This is a genomic window from Streptomyces sulphureus DSM 40104 (assembly GCF_000381025.1).
Classification (GTDB): Bacteria; Actinomycetota; Actinomycetes; order Streptomycetales; family Streptomycetaceae; genus Streptomyces; species Streptomyces sulphureus.
Genome location: NZ_KB905817.1, coordinates 242,434 through 263,678, shown reverse-complemented (window position 1 = coordinate 263,678; position 21,245 = coordinate 242,434). Strand labels below are relative to the sequence as shown.

At 74.2% G+C, this 21,245-nt stretch carries 2 protein-coding genes (1 of these 2 running past the window's edge); both read left to right on the top strand.

Translation table 11 applies throughout. The features are described from left to right. Positions 1-1,157, top strand: the end of a protein-coding gene (locus F603_RS0116420) for a non-ribosomal peptide synthetase (RefSeq protein WP_019547082.1). The gene continues 3,661 nt to the left of window position 1, outside the view; 1,157 of the gene's 4,818 nt are visible here — the last part of the coding sequence; the start codon falls outside the window, past its left edge; it ends in the stop codon at positions 1,155-1,157. After that, positions 1,158-21,245: an SDR family NAD(P)-dependent oxidoreductase gene (locus F603_RS0116415; protein ID WP_019547081.1), complete on the top strand. Its 20,088-nt coding sequence runs from the start codon at positions 1,158-1,160 to the stop codon at positions 21,243-21,245.

The window sequence follows — 21,245 nt, the reverse complement described above, 5'->3', positions numbered from 1 at the left end:
ATCCCCAGGCGTTCCAGGGCGCGTTCGTACCGGACGTGGCCGGGTTCGAGGCCCCGCTCTTCCGCGTCTCCCCGCGGGAGGCCGCCCAAATGGACCCGCAGCAGCGTCTGTTGCTGCACGCCGCACACGAGGCGATGCAGGACACCGGCCTCGCGCCGGAGGAGTTCTCCGGCACCGCGACCGGCGTCTTCGTCGGCCTCACGGGCGCCGACTACTTCAGCCTGCTCGGGCACGAGGCCGCGTCGGACGACCACTTCCTGCTCGGCAACGTCGCCTCCGTCGCCGCCAACCGGATCTCCCACCTCTTCAACCTCACCGGGCAGAGCGCCATCTACGACACCGCCTGCTCCAGCTCGCTCGTCGCCCTCCACCGCGCCGCCCGCGCCCTCCAACTCGGCGAATGCGAGGCGGCACTCGCCGGCGGCGCCAACCTGCTGCTCTCGCCGTACGGCTTCCTCGGCCTTCGCCGGGCGGGGATGCTCAGCCCCGACGGCAGGTGCAAGACCTTCGACGCGCGCGCCGACGGATACGGGCGGGGCGAAGGCGTCGTGCTGCTCATGCTGAAGCTGCTCGACCGGGCGCGGGCCGATGGGGACCCGGTGCACGGCGTCCTCATCGGTTCGGCGGAGAACCACGGCGGCCGCACCCATTCGCTCACCGTCCCCAACCCCCGCGCACAGAGCGACGTGCTGGTGCGTGCCCACGAGGCGGCGGCGGTCCCCCCGGCCTCCGTCGGCTACATCGAGGCGCACGGAACGGGCACGGAGCTCGGCGACCCCATCGAGGTGGAGGGGCTGAAGGACGGCTTCGCGCGGCTGGCGGACCGCTGGGGCCCGGCGCCCGAGCCCGCGGGCGTCGCGCTCGGCTCCGTGAAGACCAACATCGGGCACCTGGAGGCGAGCGCGGGGGTGGCGGGCGTGGTGAAGGTGCTGCTGGCGATGCGGCACCGCACCCTCCCGGGGCTCGTCCACCTCGACAACCCCAACCCCATGCTCGAACTCGACGGCAGCCCCTTCCGCCTCCAGCGGGAGACCGCGGCCTGGGAACCGGCAGGCGGAGCGGACGGAGAGCCCCAGCCGAGACGAGCGGGTGTCAGCTCGTTCGGCATGGGCGGGAGCAACGTGCACGTACTCCTCGAAGAGGCAGAGGAACGGTAGATGGCTGACAGGCAGAACGTCTCTTCGCAGCGGCACCTCGTGGTGCTGTCCACTTCGGGGAGCGGGCAGCTCACCCGGTACGCGGACCGCCTGGCCCGGTGGGCGGCGCGCCGCGCCGACGAGGAGCACGGCACCGAAACCGACACCCTGGCGCGCTGTGCCCACACCCTGTGGGCGGGGCGGCAGGAGCTCGGCGAACGGCTCGCGCTCGTCGTCTCCTCGCTCGACGAACTCGCCGAGCGGCTGGGCACGTTCGCGGCCGACCCGGAGGGCGCGCACGGACTGGCGCGCGGCAGCGCAGCACCCGGCGCAGACGGCCCCGCGGCGAGCGGCGGCCCCGAGGAGCTGGCGCGGCTCTGGGTGGCCGGTGCCACCGTGGACTGGCGCCGTCTGTACCCCCGACCGCGGCCCGCCCGGCTCTCCTTGCCGGTGCCGCCCGCCGCCACCCGGGAGTACTGGGTGGCCGAGCCGGCACCGCGTCCGGCCGTCGGTCCGGCCCCGCACCCGCTGCTCGCCGAGGCGGTGGACGCCGAAGGGCAGGAGTTCTCCGTCACGTTGACGGGGGACGAGTTCTTCCTGCGGGACCATGCGATCGGCGAGGTCCGCCTGCTGCCCGCGGTCGCAGCGCTGGAGCTGGCGGCGGCGACCGCGGCGCGCACCGGGCGCGGCCCGGTACGGACCCTCACCGACGTGCTGTGGGCGCGGCCCATCACCGTCACCGACGAGCCCGTGCGCGTCCGGTTGCGCCTCACCGCCTCGCCCGACGGGGTCTCCTACGAGGTGGGCCACGGTGACGAGGGCGAGGTCTGCTCCCTCGGCCGGATCGGGTTCGGCGAGGGCGTATTCGCCGGGGAGGAGCTGCTCGACCTCGCCGAGGTCCGCGCCCGCTGCTCGCGCACGGTCGCGGGCGACGAGTGCTACGCGCTCTTCGACCGGCTCGGCGGGGGGTACGGGCCGAGCTTCCGCCCGTTGCGCTCCCTGGTGTGCGGCGAGAACGAGGCGCTGGCGAGACTCGAAGTGCCGGAGGCCGTCGGCCTTCCCCACGAGCAGTTCACCCTGCACCCCTCGCTCCTCGACGGCATGCTGCAGGCCGCACTGTGGTCCTCGCCCGCGCCCGAGGCCACCACCGAGCGTCAACTGCCCTTCTCGCTCGCTTCGTTGGAGCTCGTACGCCCGCTGCCGACACGCGGCTACGTCCACGCCGTACGCGCCGCCGGCTCCTCGGCGACGGCAGGGCACGACCTCACCCTCACCGACGACACCGGCCGGGTCGCACTGCGCCTGCGGGGCCTCGCCACCCGCAAGGTCGGCGGCGTCCACGCACTGCGCCCCGTCGAGCGGGAAGCGCCGAGCGGCACGGTCGCCTTCGAGGAGGTGTGGCAGTCCTCGCCGCCGGGCGAGGCGCGGCAGGCGGACGGTGCCGTGCTCGTCGTCGGCGCCGACTCCGGGCTGGGCGCACGGCTGGTGCCCGGAACCGTCGAGGCCGTACGGCCCGGCAGTGGGCTGACGGCGGAGCAGGACGGCGGCTGGCGCCTGCGGTGGGACGAGGAGGAGGACTGGGCCGAGCTCTTCGGCAGGCTGAAGGAGCAAGGACGCGCGCCGACGACGATCGTCTGGGACGCCGCCGCCTTCGGGGACGAGGGACCGCTCGACCGGCCGCTGCTGACCCTCGCCGGAGTCTTCCGCGCCTGGTCGCGTGCGAGGTTCGAGGAGCCGGTGCGGCTGCTCTACGTGTACGAGGCGGCCGGCGGCCTCGACGCCGTGCGGAGCGCCGCGCTCGACGGCCTGGCGAGGACGATCGCCAACGAACAGCCCGGCTTCCTGATGTCCACGGTCGCGGTGCCGCCCGCCCCCACCGAGGAGTTGGCCCGCCTGGTCGCCGCCGAGGTCGCGGCGGCGCACCACGCCTTCGCCGTCGCCCACCGTGACGGCGAGCGCCGCACCGCGCGCTGGCGGCGGCTCGACGGTTTCCCCTCCGAAGGAGCGGGCCCCGCGCTGCGCGAGGGCGGCACCTACCTCGTCACGGGCGGGCTCGGTGGGCTCGGGCGCATCCTCGTGCGCCACCTGGCCGCCCGGCACCGCGTGCGCTTCGTGCTCACCGGCCGCTCGCCGCTCGACGAGCATGCCGCGCACCACCTCGCCCGACTGCGCGAGGAGGGCGTCGACGCCGTCTACCGTCGGGCCGACCTGGGCGAGCCCGGTGCGGCCGAGGCGCTCGCCGAGTGGATCGGCGCGGAGTTCGGGGAGCTGCACGGGGTGCTGCACCTCGCCGGCGTCGTCCGGGACGGCTACCTGGTGCGCAAAAGCCCGGCGGAGATGGCGGAGGTGGTGGCGGCGAAGGTGTCGGGGACCGTCGCGCTGGACCGTGCCACCGCCGAACTCCCCCTCGACTTCTTCGTCGCTTTCTCCTCCGTCTCCGGTGCGGCCGGCTCCCCGGGCCAGGCCGACTACGCCTACGCCAACCGCTTCCTCGACTTCTTCGCCGACCGGCGCGAGGAGTTGCGCCGTGCCGGCCGGCGCTCCGGGCGGTCGCTCTCCCTGCTGTGGTCGCTGTGGGAAGAGGGCGGAATGAGCATGGGCGTGGACCGCTCCACGCAGGACCGTGTGACGGCGGAGAAGGGGCTGCGGCCGATCGCAACGGACGAGGGGCTCGCCGCCTTCGACGCCGCATTCGACCATCCGCCCGCCGAGGGCAGCCGCGTGCTCATCGCAGCGGGCCACGGCGAGCGCATCGGCGAACTCCTCGAAGCGGCGTCCCACCGCCGGCTCGCTCGGAAGGCAGCTCAGCGGGGACCGGGCGGCCAGGGGCGTACGCCGGGGGAGTTGGCCGAAAGCCACTTGAGCAGGGTCCTCGCCGACGTCTTCGAGATGCCGGCCGACGAGATCGAGCCGGGGACCGCTTTCGAGGCGTACGGCATCGACTCGATCCTGATCATGGACCTCAACAGCAAGCTGGAGGAGGACTTCGGCCCCCTGCCGAAGACGCTCTTCTTCGAGTACCAGGACCTGCGCTCGCTCGCCGGGTACTTCGCCCAGCGGCACGGCGAGCGCTTGGCGGCGCTGGCCTCCGACGAACCGGCCGACGCGCACCGTTCCGAGCTGCCCGAGACCGAACCCGCGCCCGTGCCCGTCCCGGAGGAACCCCGCGGGCGCTCGACGGGCGCGGCGGAGCCGATCGCGATCGTCGGCGTCAGCGCCCGTTTCGCCGGCTCCGACGACCTGGCGGGCTTCTGGAAGAACCTCAGCGCAGGACGGAACCTCATCACCGAGATCCCCCCGGAGCGCTGGGACTGGCGGGAGTACGAGAACGCCACCGAGGCCGACCGGGCCGCCCGGCAGAGCAGATGGGGAAGCTTCCTCGACGGCATCGACCGGTTCGACCCGCTGTTCTTCGGCATCTCCCCGAGCGAGGCCGAGATCATCGACCCGCAGGAGCGGCTCTTCCTCCAGACGGCCTGGCACACCCTCGAAGACGCCGGCTACGCGAGGGCCGCCCTGCGCTCCGCACGCGTCGGGGTCTACGTCGGCGCGATGTACGGCCTGTACCAGCTCTACGAGGGCGACGACGGACGCATCGCCGCCTCGTCCTACGCGTCGATCGCCAACCGCGTCTCCTACACGATGGGCTTCAGCGGACCGAGCCTCACTCTCGACTCGATGTGCTCCTCGGCGCTGAGCGCCATCCACCTCGCCCTCCGCGACCTGCGGTCGGGGGACGCGGAGGTCGCCCTCGCCGGCGGCGTCAACCTCCATGTGCACCCCTACAAGTACCGCTTCCTCGGGCAGGGCCGGTTCACGTCGAGCGACGGCCTGTGCCGGAGCTTCGGCGACGGAGGAGACGGCTACGTACCGGGCGAGGGCGTCGGCGCCGTCCTCCTCAAGCCGCTGAGCAGCGCGCTGCGCGACGGCGACCACGTCTACGCCACGGTGCTCGGCAGCGCCCTCAACCACGGCGGCCGTACCAACGGCTTCACCGTGCCCAACCCGGTGGCCCAGGGCGAGCTCATCGGCCGCGCGGTCGAGGACGCCGGCGTCGACCCGTCCTCCCTCTCCTACGTGGAGGCGCACGGCACCGGCACCGCGCTCGGTGACCCGGTGGAGATCCGCGGGCTGGGCGTCGCCTTCGACACGGCCGGACTCGCGCCGGGAAGCGTGCCGATCGGCTCGGTGAAGTCCAACGTCGGGCATCTGGAGTCGGCGGCCGGCATGGCGGCCCTCTGCAAGGTGCTGCTCCAGATGAAGCACCGGACCCTGGTCCCCTCGCTCCACTCCGAGACCCTCAACGCCAATATCGACTGGGCGGGTTCGCCGTTCTACGTGCAGCGCGAGTCCGCGCCGTGGCTCCCCGCCGAGGGCAGCCCGCTCCGCGCCGGGATCAGCTCCTTCGGCGCCGGCGGGTCCAACGCGCACCTGGTCGTCGAGGAGCACCCGTCGGCCGCCGCGCCCGCGGGCGCTGAAGCCCCTGGCGGGCCGCAGGTCTTCCCCTTCTCGGCGAAGACGCCGGAGCGGCTGCGCGAACTCGCGCGCCGGTTCGCCGAGTTCCTCGACACGGACGCCCACCACGACCCCGCCGCCGTCGCCTACACCCTCCAGGTGGGCAGGGAGGCGCTCGACGAGCGTCTGGCCGTCGTCGCCTCGTCGACCGAGGAGCTGCTCGCCGCGTTGACGGCCTGCGCCGCGGACCGTCCGCTCCCGTCCGGCGCCCGGCGGGACAGCGTGCGCAGCGGATCGCGGGACCGTGCCGCCCGGGTCTCTCGGGACGAGGTGGAGCAGGCGGTCGAGCGCCGCGACGCGGAAGCCCTCGCCGCGCTGTGGGTCAGGGGCGGAGCGCCGCGCTGGGAGCGGCTGCATCGCACGGCGCCCGGGCGGGTGCCGCTCCCCGGCTACCCCTTCGAGGAGTTGCGCTGCTGGATCACGGAGGGGGACACCCTCGCGCCCCCGCCGAACGGGGCGACCCCGGGCGCGGGCGCACCGCACGGCACCGAGCACCCCTGGCTGGACGGAGTCGACGCCGCCGCGAGCCTGGACGGCACCGTCACCTTCGCCGCCCGGTTCACCGAGGCGCACCCCGTGATCGACGACCACCGCGTGGCCGGCGTCCCGCTGCTGCCGGGCGTCGCCGTACTGGAGTTGGCGCGCGCTGCCGCGCGGGAGGCGGGACTCCCCGAACGCCTCGTGCTGCGCGGGGTCCGCTGGCTCAGGCCCCTGACCGTCCAGGGCCGCGAGCGCGCGGCGCACCTCTCGCTGCGGACGTCGGGGGAAGCGCTCGCCTTCACCCTGCGGGACGCCGATGCCGCCGACGACGCCGCTGCGGTGCTGGCGCAGGGAACGGCCGAGCCGCTCCCCGCGGGCGCCGAGGAGGAGCCGCTCTCGATCGAGGAGATCGAGCGGCGCTGCCTCCGGCGGTTCGAAGGCGACCGACTCTACGAGGAGTTCGCCGCGGCCGGACTCGTCTACGGGCCGACGCTGCGCGGTGTGGAATGGGCGGCGGCGGGGGAGGGCGAGGCCCTCGCCCGGCTCGCCGCCCCCCTGCACGCGCACGCCGGATACGTGCTCGACCCGGCGCTGCTCGACGGCGCCCTGCACGCCTTCGCCGTGCTCCGCGACCGCGAGTCGGGCCGGCCGATGGTGCCGTACGCGGTGGAGGCCGTGGAGATCCACCGCCCAGCCGTCGACGGCTGGGCCCACATCCGTGCCACGGGCCCCGACCGCTACGACGTGTCCCTGCTCGACGAGGAAGGCAGGACCTGCGTGCGGCTGCATGCCCTCGCACTGCGACCTGCCTTCGACGCCACCGAGGCGGCGCCCCCCGCCGAACCCGCCAGGTACGACGGCAGCGACCTGCTCGACGGGCTGCTCTTCGTCCCGCGCTGGAGGCCGCTCCGGGTGCCCGCCCAGGGAACCGCGAGGGGCGGGAGCGCCTGGATCGTGCACGACGCCGGAACGCTGCCGCTCGCCGAGGAGTTGGCCGCGCGGTCGGACGGCCCCGTGCTGACCCCGGTCGAGCGGCTCGCCTCGCTCGACGGCCAAGCCCCTCCGGAGACCGTGTACTTCGTGGCGGGCTCCGCTCGCGCGGGTGTGCGCCACGACGACGCGGCCGACCTCGAGGAGAGCCAGCAGCGCGGGGTACTGGCCCTGTTCGGGCTGGCGAAGTCGCTGCTGGCGAGCGGGGGATCGGCGCGTCCCCTCCGGCTGGTGGTGGTGACGGAGGACGTCTGCGACGTGGCCGGCGGGCCCGCGCGCAACCCCTTTGCGGGCAGCCTGCACGGACTTGCGCAGTCCCTCGCCCAGGAGTGCGCCAACTGGCAGGTGTCGCTCCTCGACTGCACCGCAACCGAGGAGCCCCGCGCGAGGGCGGCGATGCTGGAGCGCCTGGTGGCCGCGGGGACCGCGGTCGGGGCACAGGGGCCGCTCGTCGTGCGCGACGGAGCCGTCCACGGCAGGAAGCTCGAACCGCTGGCCGCAACTCCCGTGGCGCCGGGTCGGATACGACGCCACGGCGTCTACCTGCTCCTCGGCGGCGCCGGCGGTATCGGTCTGGAGATGACCGAGTGGCTGGTGCGCGAGTTCGAGGCGAAGGTCGTGCTCGTCGGCCGGAGCGCCCTGGACGAGGAGCGCAGGGCACGGCTGCGGCGGATCGACCCGGACGGCGACCGGGTGCGGTACGCGAGGGCCGACGCGGGCGACGCGGCCGAACTGGAGCGCGTCGTCGAGGAGATCACTCGTGACCACGGTGCGCTGCACGGCGTCGTCCACTCCACCATCGTGCTGCGCGACAGGAGCACGGCGAACATGGACGAGGCGACCTTCAGGGCGGCGCTGGAGGCGAAGACCAGGGTCAGCGTGGCGCTGCTCGCCGCCCTCCGGTCGCACCGACCCGACTTCGTGCTCTTCTTCTCCTCGGCGGTCGCGCTGTCGGGGAGCGCGGGACAGGGCAACTACGCGGCGGGGAGCTCGTTCGAGGACGCTTTCGCGCACTTTCTGCAGGACCGCCTCGACACGGCGGTCCGGGTGATCAACTGGGGCTTCTGGGGCACGGTCGGCGCCGTGGCGCAGGACCACTACCGGCAGCGGCTCGCGCGCAGCGGCATCTTCTCGCTCGACCCCGCCGAAGGGAGCGCGGCGGTCGATCAGGTGCTCGCGCAGGAGCACCGGCAGGTGCTCGTCACCAAGGCCAGCAGGGACGTACTCACCGCCGCCGGGGTCGACTTCACCGGTACGGCCGGCGGGACCGGCCTCGCGCTCCTCGACGGAGCCGCCGCCGTGCCGCCCGTCCCGCCGCTCCTCGCCGGGGAGGTCGCCGAGCGGCTGGACCGCATCATGCTCGACTGGCTCCGGCTCCTCTTCCGCGACGAAGGCGTCTTCGGCGCCCCGGAAGAGCGGTGGACGGAGGCGGAGTTGGCGGCGCGGCTCCGTGTCGTCCCCGCGCGCAGGCGCCTCTTCGCCGAGCTGGTGCGGGCGCTCACCGAGCGCGGGCGGCTGCGGGACGAGGGCGGCCTGCTGGTGACCGGCGCGCTCCCGGCCACCGGCGACCCGGAGCAGGAGCTGGTCGAACTCTGCTCGCGGACCGAGGCGTTGGAAGGCTTCGAGCGGCTGCTCGGGCCCTGCATGCACCACCTGTTCCGCGTCATGCGGGGCGAGGTCCGTGCCACCGACGTGCTCTTCCCCGGCGGTTCCACCGCGCTCGTGGAGGGTGCCTACCGGGGCAGCCCGGTCGTCGACCGGGCCAACGAGCTCGTCGCCTCCGCCGTCGGCCGGTACCTCGCCGAGCGGGCCGGGGACACGGGGGAGCCGCTCACCGTGCTGGAGGTCGGTGCGGGCACCGGTGGCACAACCGCCGCCGTACTGCCCGTACTTGCCGAGGCGGGCTCGCCGGTGCGCTACGTCTACACGGACCTGTCCATGGCGTTCCTCCAGCACGGCAGGGAACGCTTCGCCGAGCGGTACCCCTTCGTGGAGTTCGCGACGCTGGACGCCGGCCGCGACCCGCGGGAGCAGGGTCTCGCCGAGGCGGGTTTCGACGTGGTCGTCGCGGCCAACGTGCTGCACGCCACCGAGGACCTGCTCGCCACCCTGGGGCACGTGGGCACCCTGCTGCGGCCAGGCGGCTGGCTCGTCCTCAACGAGGCGAGCAGCAACGTCCTGACCACCACCCTCACCTTCGGGCTCCTCGACGGCTGGTGGCTGAACAAGGACGCACACCTGCGGCTCCCGGGCTCGCCGCTGCTGTCGGGCACCGGCTGGCAGGAAGCGCTCGCCGCCGCCGGGTTCGCGGGCAGCCGGGTACTGCCTGCGGACGAGGGGGAGAGCCAGTGCGTCGTGGTCGCCGAGGCGGCGCGGCGAAAGCTGCCGGCGGCCCCCGAGCCCGCCGCGAGCCCGGCTGCGTCGGCCGGGGCGACGCGGGCCGAGGCGGCGCCTGCCGCGGTCGGTGGAGGCGGCGGCGCGCTGCGTGCGGCCGTCGAGGAGTACGTGCGGCGGCCCTTCAGGGACATCCTCCACATCGCCGACGAACGGCTCTTCCACGACGAGACGTTCGAGAACTTCGGCGTCGACTCACTGACCACTCCGCGGATCGCCGACGAGCTGGCACCCGAGACCGGTACCTCGCTGCCGGCCACGCTCCTCTTCGAGTACCCGACGATCGGCCAACTCGTCGATTACTTCCTCGAGCACCACGCGGAGGCGCTGCGCACGGCGCTCCTGCCCGAACCCGAAGCCGCCGAGGAGCGCCCCGCCGCGAGCAACTCGGGGACGAGCCCCGAGCCGCGGCGCGCACCGGAGACCGCGTACGGCGGTGCGCCGGCGGAGGTGCCGGAGGACGCGTGGCAGCCGATCGCCGTCATCGGGATGGCCGGGCGCTACCCGGGAGCCCGGAACCTCGACGCGTTCTGGGAGAACCTCAGCGCCGGCCTGGACTGCGTGCGCGAAGTCCCGCCGGAGCGCTGGGACTGGCGGCGGCACACCGCCGCGGGCGGTGCCGCGGTCAGCCGGTGGGGCGGATTCCTCGACGGCATCGACGAGTTCGACCCGCGCTTCTTCCAGATGTCCCGCAAGGAAGCTGAGGTCACCGACCCGCAGGAGCGGCTCTTCCTCCAGACGGCATGGCACACCCTGGAGGACGCCGGCTACCCGCGAGCCCGGCTGCACGACGCCAGGGTCGCCACCTACGTCGGCGTGATGTACGGCCACTACCAGCTCTACGAGAACGAGGAGGGCGTGGCCGGCGGCATGGGCTACGCCTCGATAGCCAACCGCGTCTCCTACCTCCTCGGCCTGCGGGGTCCCAGCCTCGCCGTGGACAGCATGTGCTCGTCCTCGCTGAGCGCGATCCACCTCGCCTGCGGTGCGTTGATGCTCGGGGACGCCGAGTACGCGCTCGCGGGCGGCGTCAACCTCGCCGTACATCCGCGCAAGTACGACCAGCTCGCCGTCGGAGGGTTCACCTCGAGCGACGGGCGCTGCCGCAGCTTCGGCGCGGGCGGCGACGGCATGGTCCCAGGCGAGGGGGTGGGCGCCCTGCTGCTGAAGCCGCTGGCACACGCCGAGCGGGACGGCGACCGCATCCACGCGGTGATCCGCGGCAGCGCCCTCAACCACGGCGGCAGGACGAGCGGTTACGCCGTACCCAACCCGGTGGCGCAGGGCGAACTCATCTCGCAGGCGGTGCACCGTGCGCGGATCGATCCGGACACGGTCTCGTACGTCGAGGCGCACGGTACGGGCACCGCGCTCGGCGACCCCGCCGAAATGGCCGGCCTGGTACGGGGTTTGGGTGAAAGGGGTACAGACGCCCCCGATGTCGCGCTCGGTTCGCTGAAGTCGTCCGTCGGCCATCTGGAGTCCGCTGCGGGCGTCGCGGCCGTCACCAAGGTGCTGCTCCAGATGCGGCACGGGGAACTGGCGCCCTCCCTCCACGCCGAGCAGCTCAACCCCCGTATCGACTGGGAGAGCGTGCCGTTCCGCGTCCAGCGGGAGCGCGCCGCCTGGCGGCGGGACGGGGCGCCGCTGCGGGCCGGGGTCAGCGCCTTCGGCGCCGGGGGGTCCAACGCGCACCTCGTCCTGGAGGAGTACGCGGCGCCGGCTCCGCGACGCAGCGAGGAACGGCCGAGGCTCTTCGTCCTGTCGGCCCGCACCCGGGACAGGTTGCGTGAAGTCGCCGCCGACCTGCGCCGGTTGCTGGACCGCGGCACGGGCGGCGCCGAGGCGCCCGGCCTCGCCGCGAGGCTCGCCGCCGACCTCGCCGACCTCGCCGGGGCCGGCGCCAGGCCGGAGGAACCGCTCGTCGAACTCGGCCTCGACCTGATCGCGGTGCTGGACCTGGTGCGCCGCGTCGCGGAGCGCCACGGCCTCGACCCGGACCGGCTCGGCCCCGGCGACCTGCACGAACTCCTCACCCTGCGGCAGGTCGCCGAGGTGCTCGCCGGCGGACCCCGGCCGGAGGCACCGCCCGGCGAGGCGCTCGACCTCGACAGGGTGGCCTGGACGCTCCAGGCGGGCCGCGAGCCGATGGCGGAGCGGCTGGCGGTGGTCGCCTCCGACGCGGCGCAACTGAGCGCCGCGCTCGGACGCTTCGCCGCGGGCGACGACGGTGGCGTGCTGCTCGGCACCCCCGACTCGCAGAGCCGGCTGCGGCCCTCGGAACCCCAACCGGTCGGCGAGGCGGCCGACGCCGCGGCCCTGGAAGCCCTCGCACAGCGCTGGTTGGCGGGCACGGAGTTCGACTGGGACGCGCTCTACCCCTCCCGGCCGGTGCCGATCTCGCTCCCCTCCTACCCCTTCGCGCGCGAGAGCTGCTGGCTGCCGGGGGCGCACGCCGATGCCGGGCAGGTGCCTCCGGTCGCCGCGCCCGTCCCGCCCACGGCGGGCGCCTCCGCCGAGGCGGCGGACGACCGGAAGGCACCGGACGCTGCGGACCCGTCCCGTGTCGAGGAGCGGGTGCTGAGCCTGCTCTCCGACCTGACCGGCTACCCGCCGTCCGAACTCGACCCCCGACTCAGCTTCCACGCACACGGATTGGACTCCCTCAGCCTCGTCCGCCTCGCCGACCGGCTGAACGCCGCCTACGGACTGTCGCTCACCCCGGACACGTTCCTCGACGCGACGACCCCCGCCGCCCTCTCCGCCCTGCTGTGCCGGGAGCACGGGGACGAACTGCGCCGGGCGGCCGAGCACGAGACGGGCCGGGACCAGGAGCCGGCCTCAGGGCCGCAACTGCCGGCCGGTTCCGAACCGACCCCCGACCGCAACCCGGCGGGGAGGGACGCGCCGACCGCCCGAGCGCCCTCGCCGGACTCCGACCCCGTAGTGGTCGTCGGCATGGCAGGCGTCATGCCCGACTCCCCCGACCTGGAAGCTTTTTGGTCCAACCTGGAGAGCGGCGGCGACCTCGTCTCCGAAGTCCCGGCCGACCGTTGGGACTGGCGCGCCGCGTACGGCGACCCGTCCGAGTCCCCCGACCGCAGCCGCGTCCACCGCGGCGGCTTCATGCCGGACGTCGACGGCTTCGACCCGCTCTTCTTCGGCATCTCGCCCCGCGAGGCCGCGTGGATGGACCCCCGGCAGCGGCTGCTGCTGCGCACCGTGTGGAGTGCGATCGAGGACGCGGGGATCGACCCGGGGGAGCTGGCCGGCACGCGCACCGGCCTGTTCGTGGGCGCGGGCGCCGCCGAGTACGCGGATCTGATCCGGCGTTCAGGCGTGCCGGTCGACGCCTACGCCTCGACCGGTCTCACCCCCTCGATGCTCGTCAACCGCATCTCCTACCACCTCGATCTGCGCGGCCCCAGCGAACCGGTCGACACCGCGTGCTCCAGCTCGCTGGTGGCGCTCCACCGCGCCGTCGAGGCGTTGGAGGGCGGGCACTGCGGGACGGTGATCGCGGGCGGCGTCAGCCTGATGCTCTCGCCGACGGGCTTCGCAGCCCTGGAGCAGGCGGGGATGCTCAGCGAGGACGGCGTGGGCCGTGCGTTCGACAGGGCGGCGAGCGGATACGTGCGCGGCGAGGGTGTGGGAGCCGTGGTGCTCAAGCGCCTCAGCGACGCGCTGGCGGCGGGCAACCCGATCCACGCCGTGGTGCGGGGCACCGCCGTCAACCACGGAGGGCGGGCCAACTCGCTCACCGCGCCCAACCCCGGGGCGCAGGCCGACGTCATCGTCGACGCGCACCTGAAGGCCGCGGTCGACCCGCGCACCATCGGCTACGTGGAGGCACACGGCACCGGGACCGTCATCGGCGACCCGGCCGAAGTGAACGGCCTGCGGCAGGCGTTCGACAGGCTCTACGAGCACTGGGGCCACCCGGCGCCGCAGGAGCCGCACTGCGCGCTCACCGCGCTCAAGAACGCGATCGGCCACCTGGAGCCGGCCGCCGGGATCGCCGCGCTCCTGCGCGGCCTGCTGGCAATCCGCCACCGGCGCGTCCCGGGAAACGCGAACGTACGGGAGCTCAACGGCTATCTGCGGCTGGAGGGTTCGCCGTTCCACGTGCCCTTCGACAGCCGGCCGTGGACCGACCGGCGGGACGCGGAAGGGCGGGAGCTGCCCCGCCGTCTCGGAATCAGTTCGTTCGGCTACGGAGGAGTGAACGCCCACGTGGTGCTGGAAGAGTACGCGGGCGCCGAACCGGCGGCCGAGCCCGAGTCGGTGGTCTTCGCTCTCTCGGCGAGGGACCCCGAACGCCTGCTCGCGTACGCGCAGTCCTTCGTCTCCGCGCCCGCCTCGTCCGCCGGCCGGTCCGTCCCCGGCGCATGGGCGAGCGATCCGGTGCGCACCGCCTACACCCTCCAGGTCGGACGGCCCGCGCTCGCCGAGCGGCTCGCGCTGGTCGCCCGCGACGGCGAGGAGATCCGCAGCCGGCTGCGCGACTGGCTGGCGGGCCGCGGCGACGGGGTGCTGGCGGGCCGTGTCGAACGCGGGAGCACGCCGCCGCAACTCCCTGACGGGGAGGCGGACTTGCACGCCGTTGCCGCCGCATGGGTGCGCGGCGCGACCGTCGACTGGCCGGGGCTCTACCGCACGGTGCCGGGCCGCCGCTCGCTGCCCACCTACCCGTTCGCCGAGGAGCGCCACTGGTTCACGGCGAGGGAGCCCGCGGTCGGGGACGCGCCTCCCGCCGCCGAGGCCGTCCCCGACGATCTTCTGCTCTTCGAGACCGAGTGGCGGCAGGCACCGAGCCCGCCCCCCGCTGCCACGCCCTTCGACGGCACCACACTCGTTCTCTCGGAGGACGGCGCCCCCGTGCCCCATCTGCCGGGGACCACCGTGGCGGTGCGTCCGGGCCCCGCCTTCGCCGAACTCGGCGAGGACACGTACGAGCTCCACCCCGACCGCCCGGAGGGGTACGCCAGTCTGGTCGCGGCGCTGAGCGCGCGCGGGCGGAGGGTCGGCCGCATCGTCCACCTCCGCGCGTTCTCGCCCGACGGCGCGGGGCACCGCTCCCGCTACGGTCCCGAACCGCTCTTCCTCCTGCTCAAGGCCGTCACCTCGGTCGACGCCGCGGCGCTCGAACGGGTCCAGGTCGCCACCGGCGCGCACGAGGACCCGGCGCTCGCCGAGGCGTGGGCCGGCTTCGCCGGCTCGCTCGCCGCCATCGCCCCGGGCACGGAGTTCTCCGCGATCCGCTTCGCCGGCCCCTGCGAGGAGAGCGCGCTGCGGGCCGAACTCACCGCGGACCGGCTGGATGCGGCCGTCGTCCGGTACGAGGGGACCGTCCGCCGTACCCAGCACCAGCGCGAGCGGCGGGCGGCGGAGTGGGGCACGGGAGCCGGGCCGGTGCTCAGGGAGCACGGCGTCTATCTGATCACCGGCGGCATGGGCGGTCTCGGGCAGCTTCTCGCGCGTTCCCTCGCAGCCGGGCAGCGCGGGAGGCTGGCCCTGCTCGGACGCTCCCCGCTCGACGACGCGGGCCGGGCCCGACTCGACGAACTGCGCGACCTCGGTGCCGAGGTCGCGTACTACCAGGCGGACGTCGCCGACGCCGTGCGGATGGCGGAGGTGGTCGAGGCCGTCGTCTCCGAGTGGGGAACGCTCAACGGCGTCTTCCACCTGGCGGGCACCGTCAGCGGGCGACCGCTCCCCGAGAAGGACCTCACCGAGCTGCGCGCCCAACTGCGGCCCAGGATCGACGGCACCCGCGTGCTCGACGAGGCAACCGGTGACCAACCGCTCGATGTCTTCGTCCTGTACTCCTCGTCCTCGGGCCACTTGGGCGACTTCGGCCTCGTCGACTACGCCTTCGGCGCGCGCTACCTCGACGGCTTCGCCGAGGCACGCGAGGCGTCCCGCGCGGCGGGGCTGCGCCTGGGACGGACGGTGGCCGTCGACTGGCCGATGTGGCGGGACGGCGGGATGCACGTCGACCCCGACGACGAGAAGCGCTACTTCGCCTCGACCGGCTTCCGCTTCCTGGAGACCGAAGAGGCCGAGCGTGTACTGGAGTTGGCGCTCGGCGCCGAGACCGGGCGCCTTCTCGTGGTCCCCGGCGCCCCGGAACGCGTACGCGCACATGTGCGTGCCTCCGAGGCCGGCACCCGGCGCGCGGGGTCCTCGGGCGAGCGGGTGCCGGAGCCGGCCGGTGCGGACGCGGAGCCGGCCGCCGTGGACGCGGAGCCGGCCGGTGCGGCGCTGCGGGCAGCGGTCGTCGAGGAACTGCGGCGCGTTCTCACCGAACTGCTCGAAGTGCCGCCCGCGGCGCTGGAGACCGACGCGGCTTTCGGTGAGTACGGACTCGACTCGTTCGGTATCAAGGCGCTGTCGCAACGGCTCGACGAGCGCTACGGCATCGATCTCCCGACCACCGCTCTCTTCGCCGCCAACACGATAGGCAAGCTCGGCGACCGCCTCGTGGCCGACCACGCGGACGAACTGCGCACCGTGCACGCCCCGGCAGCCGAGGAGCCGGCGCCCGGACGGGCCGCCGCCACGCCCGCGCGCCGCTCCGCGGAAGCGTCGCCGTTCGAGCGCGGGAGCACGGCCGAGGAGCCGATCGCAGTGATCGGGATGAGCGGGCGCTTCCCCGGCTCGCCCGATCTCGACGCCTTCTGGACCCACCTCGACGAGGGCCGCGACCTCATCGAGGAGGTACCGCCCGGCCGTTGGGACTGGCGGAAGTTGGCCGAGCGCTTCCCCGGCACCCCGCGCTGGGGCGGCTTCCTCTCGGACGTGGACCGCTTCGACCCGCTGTTCTTCAAGATCTCCCCGCTTGAGGCCGAGGTGATGGACCCGCAGCACCGGCTCTTCCTCGAGGAGTCCTGGAAGGCACTGGAGGACGCCGGCTGCCGCCCCGACTCGCTCGCCGGACGCCCGGTGTGCGTCTTCGTCGGCACGCAGTTCACCGACTACGAGTCGATGGTCCTCGGCTCCGGGGAGCCCAACGCCTACGCCGGGGCCGGGCTCGCCCGCACCATGCTCGCCAACCGGCTCTCCTACCTGCTCGACCTGCGCGGCCCGAGCGAGTCGATCGACACCGCCTGCTCCAGCTCACTGGTCGCCCTGCACCGGGCCGTCCGCTCGCTCCGCTCCGGCGAGAGCGAACTCGCCCTGGCCGGGGGAGTGAGCCTCGTCCTTTCCCCCGAGACCACCGTGAGCGCGCACCAGCTCGGCGTCCTCGCGCCGGACGGCCGCTGCAAGACGCTGGACAGCCGTGCCGACGGCTACGTCAAGGGCGAGGGCGTCGCCGCCCTCCTCCTCAAACCGCTCTCCCGCGCCCTCGCCGACGGGGACCGCGTGCACGGTGTGATCCGGGGGAGCGCGGTCAACCACGGCGGCCACGCCACCTCCCTCACCGCGCCCAACCCGGACGCGCAGGCCGACCTGCTGGTGGCCGCGTACCGGGACGCCGCGGTGCCCGTCGAGACCGTCTCGTACGTCGAAATGCACGGCACCGGGACCGAGTTGGGGGACCCGATCGAGGTGGACGCCGTCCGGCAGGCGTGGCGGCGCCTCTCGGGGGACGCCGGGGGAACCGGCTACGCGGCCGAGGTAGGGCTCGGCACCGTCAAGAGCAACATCGGGCACCTGGAGCCGGCGGCCGGGGTCGCCGGCGTCGTCAAGGTACTGCTCGCGATGCGCAACAGGCGGCTGCCCGCCACTCTGCACGTCGAGGAGCTCAACCCGCTCGTCCAGGTCGACGGCACCACCCTCGCCCCCGTCCTGGCGGCTCGGGACTGGCAGCCCCGCTCGGCCGACGGTGCCGCGCTGGTGCGCCGCGCCGGTGTGAGCTCCTTCGGGTTCGGCGGCGTCAACGCCCATGTCGTACTCGAAGAGGCACCCGCACAGCCCGAGTCGGAGGAGGACGGGTCGGAGGGGCCGCACCTCTTCGTGCTCTCCGCGAGGAACACCGAACGGCTGCGCGCGTACGCCGCCGAGACGGCCTCCTTCCTCGACCGCGAACCGACGGCTCCCCTCGCGGCGTTGGCCCGTACGAGCCGGACCGGCCGGACCCCGATGGCGGCGAGGCTCGCCGTCGTCGCGGAGGACACGAACCAACTGCGGGACGCGCTGGGCGCGTTCGCCGCCTCGGGCTCGGTGGCCGAGGTCGCGGGGGCGAGTCTCGGCACGGTGGAGGGCTCGGCGTCCGGGCACACGTGGACGGCCGAGCGTGAGGGCATCGAGTACGTGCGGCGGATGCTCCGGGAGCGGCGCGCCGAACGCCTCGCCGAACTCTGGGTCTCCGGCGTGGAGATCGACTGGTCCCAGGGACCTGGGACGCCCGCGCGGACGGTGTCGCTGCCGACCTACCCGTTCGCGCCCGAGCGGTACTGGCTCGGCGGCGCCGGCACCGCCGACCCGCCGCGGGCGGTGGAACCGGCGCCCTCGGAGCAGGTGTTGGCGAAGGTCTGGCGCGCCGAGGAAGCGAGCGCGGAGCCGGTCGACGCCCGCGACGCGGAGTCGGTCCTGGTGCTCGTGGACCCCGCCGGTGAGCGCCTGGCACGCGAGGCGTTCGGTGCCGAGGCGTCGCTCGTCGTGCTGAGCGAAGAGGAGGACGCCGACCCCGAGGCGGGCAGCCGCATCGCCGCGCGTGTCCTCGCCGGGAGGCCGGTGGACGCCGTCTTCGACCTCGTCGACACCGTCGAGGAGGCGAGCGACGAGGCGCCGGAGAGCTGGGCCCGGATCGTCCTCCTCCAGGAGCTCCTCGCCCGCTTCCGGCGGACGGGCCTGTGCTACCTCCACCTCACCCGCGGCCTCGTCACCCACGGAGCCGAGCGGCCCACCCTGCGCGGCGCCGCGTTCGCCGGGCTCGTCCGCACGGTGCCCGCCGAGTACCGGGGAGTGCGGGCACGGACCGTGGACGTGGACGGTGCGGCGCTCACCCCGGAGCGGCTGCGCGCGGTCCTCGCCCGCGAACTCGCGGCGGACCCCGTCGATGCCGAGGTCTGCGTACGCCGGGGCGTACGCAACCTGCCGGTGCTGGAGCCGGTGCCCGACGGGCCGGCCGGCGCGGACTGGCGAGAGGGACTCGGCGGCGCGCCGGTCGTGATCACGGGCGGGACAGGGGCCCTGGGCCGCACCGTCGCCGCGGAGTTGATCGCGCACGGAGCCGACCGGCTGGTGCTCATGGGGCGGCGGGCGCTGCCGGAGCGGGAGCGTTGGGAGGAGCTCTGCTCCGCGCCCGACACCGACCCCTCGCTGGTCGAGCGGGTGCGCGGGCTGCTGGCGCTGGAGCGTCCCGGCGTCGAAGTGCGGGTGCTGAGCGGCCCGTTGGACGACGGCGAGTGGCTGCGCCCGGCGCTGGAGGCGGTGCGGGCCGAGTACGGTCCGATAGCCGGGGTCGTGCACTGCGCGGGGCTCGGCCGCAACGCCGATCCGGCGTTCGTCGGCAAGCGCGTCGCCGACATGCGGACGGTCCTCGCGCCCAAGGTCGCCGGGGTGAGGGAGTTGAGCGCCGCGCTCGCCGACGACCCGCTGCGCTTCTTCGTGCTCTGCTCCTCGGTCTCCGGAGAGATTCCGGTGCTGGGCGCGGGGATCAGCGACTACGCCCTCGCCAACTCCTTCCTCGACCGGTTCGCCGAGTACCAGGCCGCGGTCGGCCGCGGCTGCTACCGCTCCTTGCAGTGGCCGAGCTGGCGCTCGATGGGCATGCCCGAGGTGACGACCGGCGCGTACCGGGAGCTGGGCCTGGAGACACTCTCCACCGAGGCGGGGCTCGGCCTGCTGCGCCGGGCTCTCGCGGTGCCTGACCGCCCGGTGCTGATGCCGTGCGCGGTCGGCTCCGAAGCGAGCGGTCCCGAGGGGTGGTTGAAGCTGCCGCCCCCGGCCGGTACCCAACCCGCCGCCCAGCCGCCGGCACAGCTCGCCGCAACAGGACCGGCGGCCGGCCCCGTCGGCGCTCCCGGTGAGGAGGATGCGCTGCTCTCCCGGCTGGCCGGTGTCTTCGCCGCGCAGCTCCGGTTGGCGGAGAGCCAGGTGGGCGCCGAGACGCAGTTCGCCGACCTCGGCGTCGACTCGATCATGATCGCCCAGTTGCTGGTGGGCGTGGAGCGGGAGTTGGGCGTCACCGTGGAGCCCTCCGCCTTCCTGGAGCATCCCACTCTGGCTCGACTCGCCGCGCACCTGCGGGACTTGGGCGTCACGGTCGAGCAGCCCGATCCGGGGGCACCGGCACGTCCCTCCGACACCCCCACCGCGGACGCGCACGCCGCCCCGCACACCGCCGCGTACACCGCCCCGCATGCTCCGGCGCACTCCCCCGGTTCGGGAAAGATCGCCGTGATCGGCCTCGCCTGTCACTTCCCCGGCGCGCCCGACCACGAGACGTTCTGGCGGAACCTCGCTACCGGCACCGACTCCGTGACCGAGGTGCCCCGCTCGCGCTGGGACGTCGACCGCTACTACGCGGAACACGAGGAGCCGGGTCGCAGCATCAGCAAGTGGGGCGGATTCCTCCCGGACATCGAGGAGTTCGACCCGGCCTTCTTCCGCATCTCGGAGGAGGAGGCGCCGCTGGTCGATCCGCTGGTGCGGCAGTTCCTGGAGGTCGCGGTGGAGTGCCTGCACGATGCCGGTATCGACCACGAGAAGGTGGCGGGCCGGCGGATCGGGGTGTTCGCCGGGTCCCGGACGTCCAACTTCGGCTCGCACCATGCCGGTTCGGGCGGAAGCATCAGCGGCATGGCGCAGAACTTCATCGCCGCCCAGGTCTCCCACTTCCTCAACGTGCGCGGCCCCGCCATGGTCGTCGACTCGGCGTGCTCGTCCTCGCTGCTGAGCGTCCACCTGGCGGCGCAGAGCCTGCGCGCGGGCGAGTGCGAGACGGCGCTCGCCGGCGGCGTCGAAATCCTCCTCGACCAGGTCCCGTTCGTCGGCATGAGCGAGGGCCGCGCGCTGTCGCCCACCGGTCGCTGCCGGACGTTCGACGAGCGGGCCGACGGCATCGTGCTCGGCGAGGGCGCGGGGATGCTGCTGCTCAAGCGGCTGGAGGACGCCGTACGCGACGGTGACCCGGTGCAGGCCGTCATCGACGGCAGCGCGGTCAACAACGACGGCCGCACGATGGGCATCACCACGCCCAACCCCGAGGCGCAGCGCGAGGTGATCTCCGACGCGCTGCGCGCCGCGGGGTTGAGTGCGCGGGAGGTCTCGTACGTCGAGGCGCACGGCACCGGGACCATGATCGGCGACCCCATGGAGCTGCGGGCGCTGACCGACGTCTTCCGGGAGACGACCGACGAGGCAGGCTTCTGCGGAGTGGGCAGCGTCAAGACCAACGTGGGGCACCTGCTGAGCGCGTCCGGCATCGCCGGGCTGATCAAGGTCGTGCTCTCGCTCCGGCACGGTCAGCTTCCGCCCACCCTGCACTGCGAGCGGACCAACCCCCGCTTCCGGTTCGACACATCGCCGTTCTTCCCCGTCCGCCGGCTCGCGGAGTGGCGGGCGAGGGGCGGTACGCGCCGGGCCGGCGTGAGCTCGTTCGGCTTCGGCGGCACCAATGCGCACCTGCTCGTGAGCGAGCCCGACCCCGCGCTGCTCGCCGGCCGCCCCGCTCCCAGGGCCCCGCTGGAGCCGCCCCGCTACCGGCGCTCCAGGTACTGGTTCCCGGCGGCCGGAACACCCGGCGGGCAACCCACTCCATTCCTCGAACTGCGCTTCTAG

Excerpts from the sequence above, each read along its gene's own strand:
- F603_RS0116415 (WP_019547081.1), top strand. The coding sequence starts at position 1,158 with ATGGCTGACAGGCAGAACGTCTCTTCGCAGCGGCACCTCGTGGTGCTG.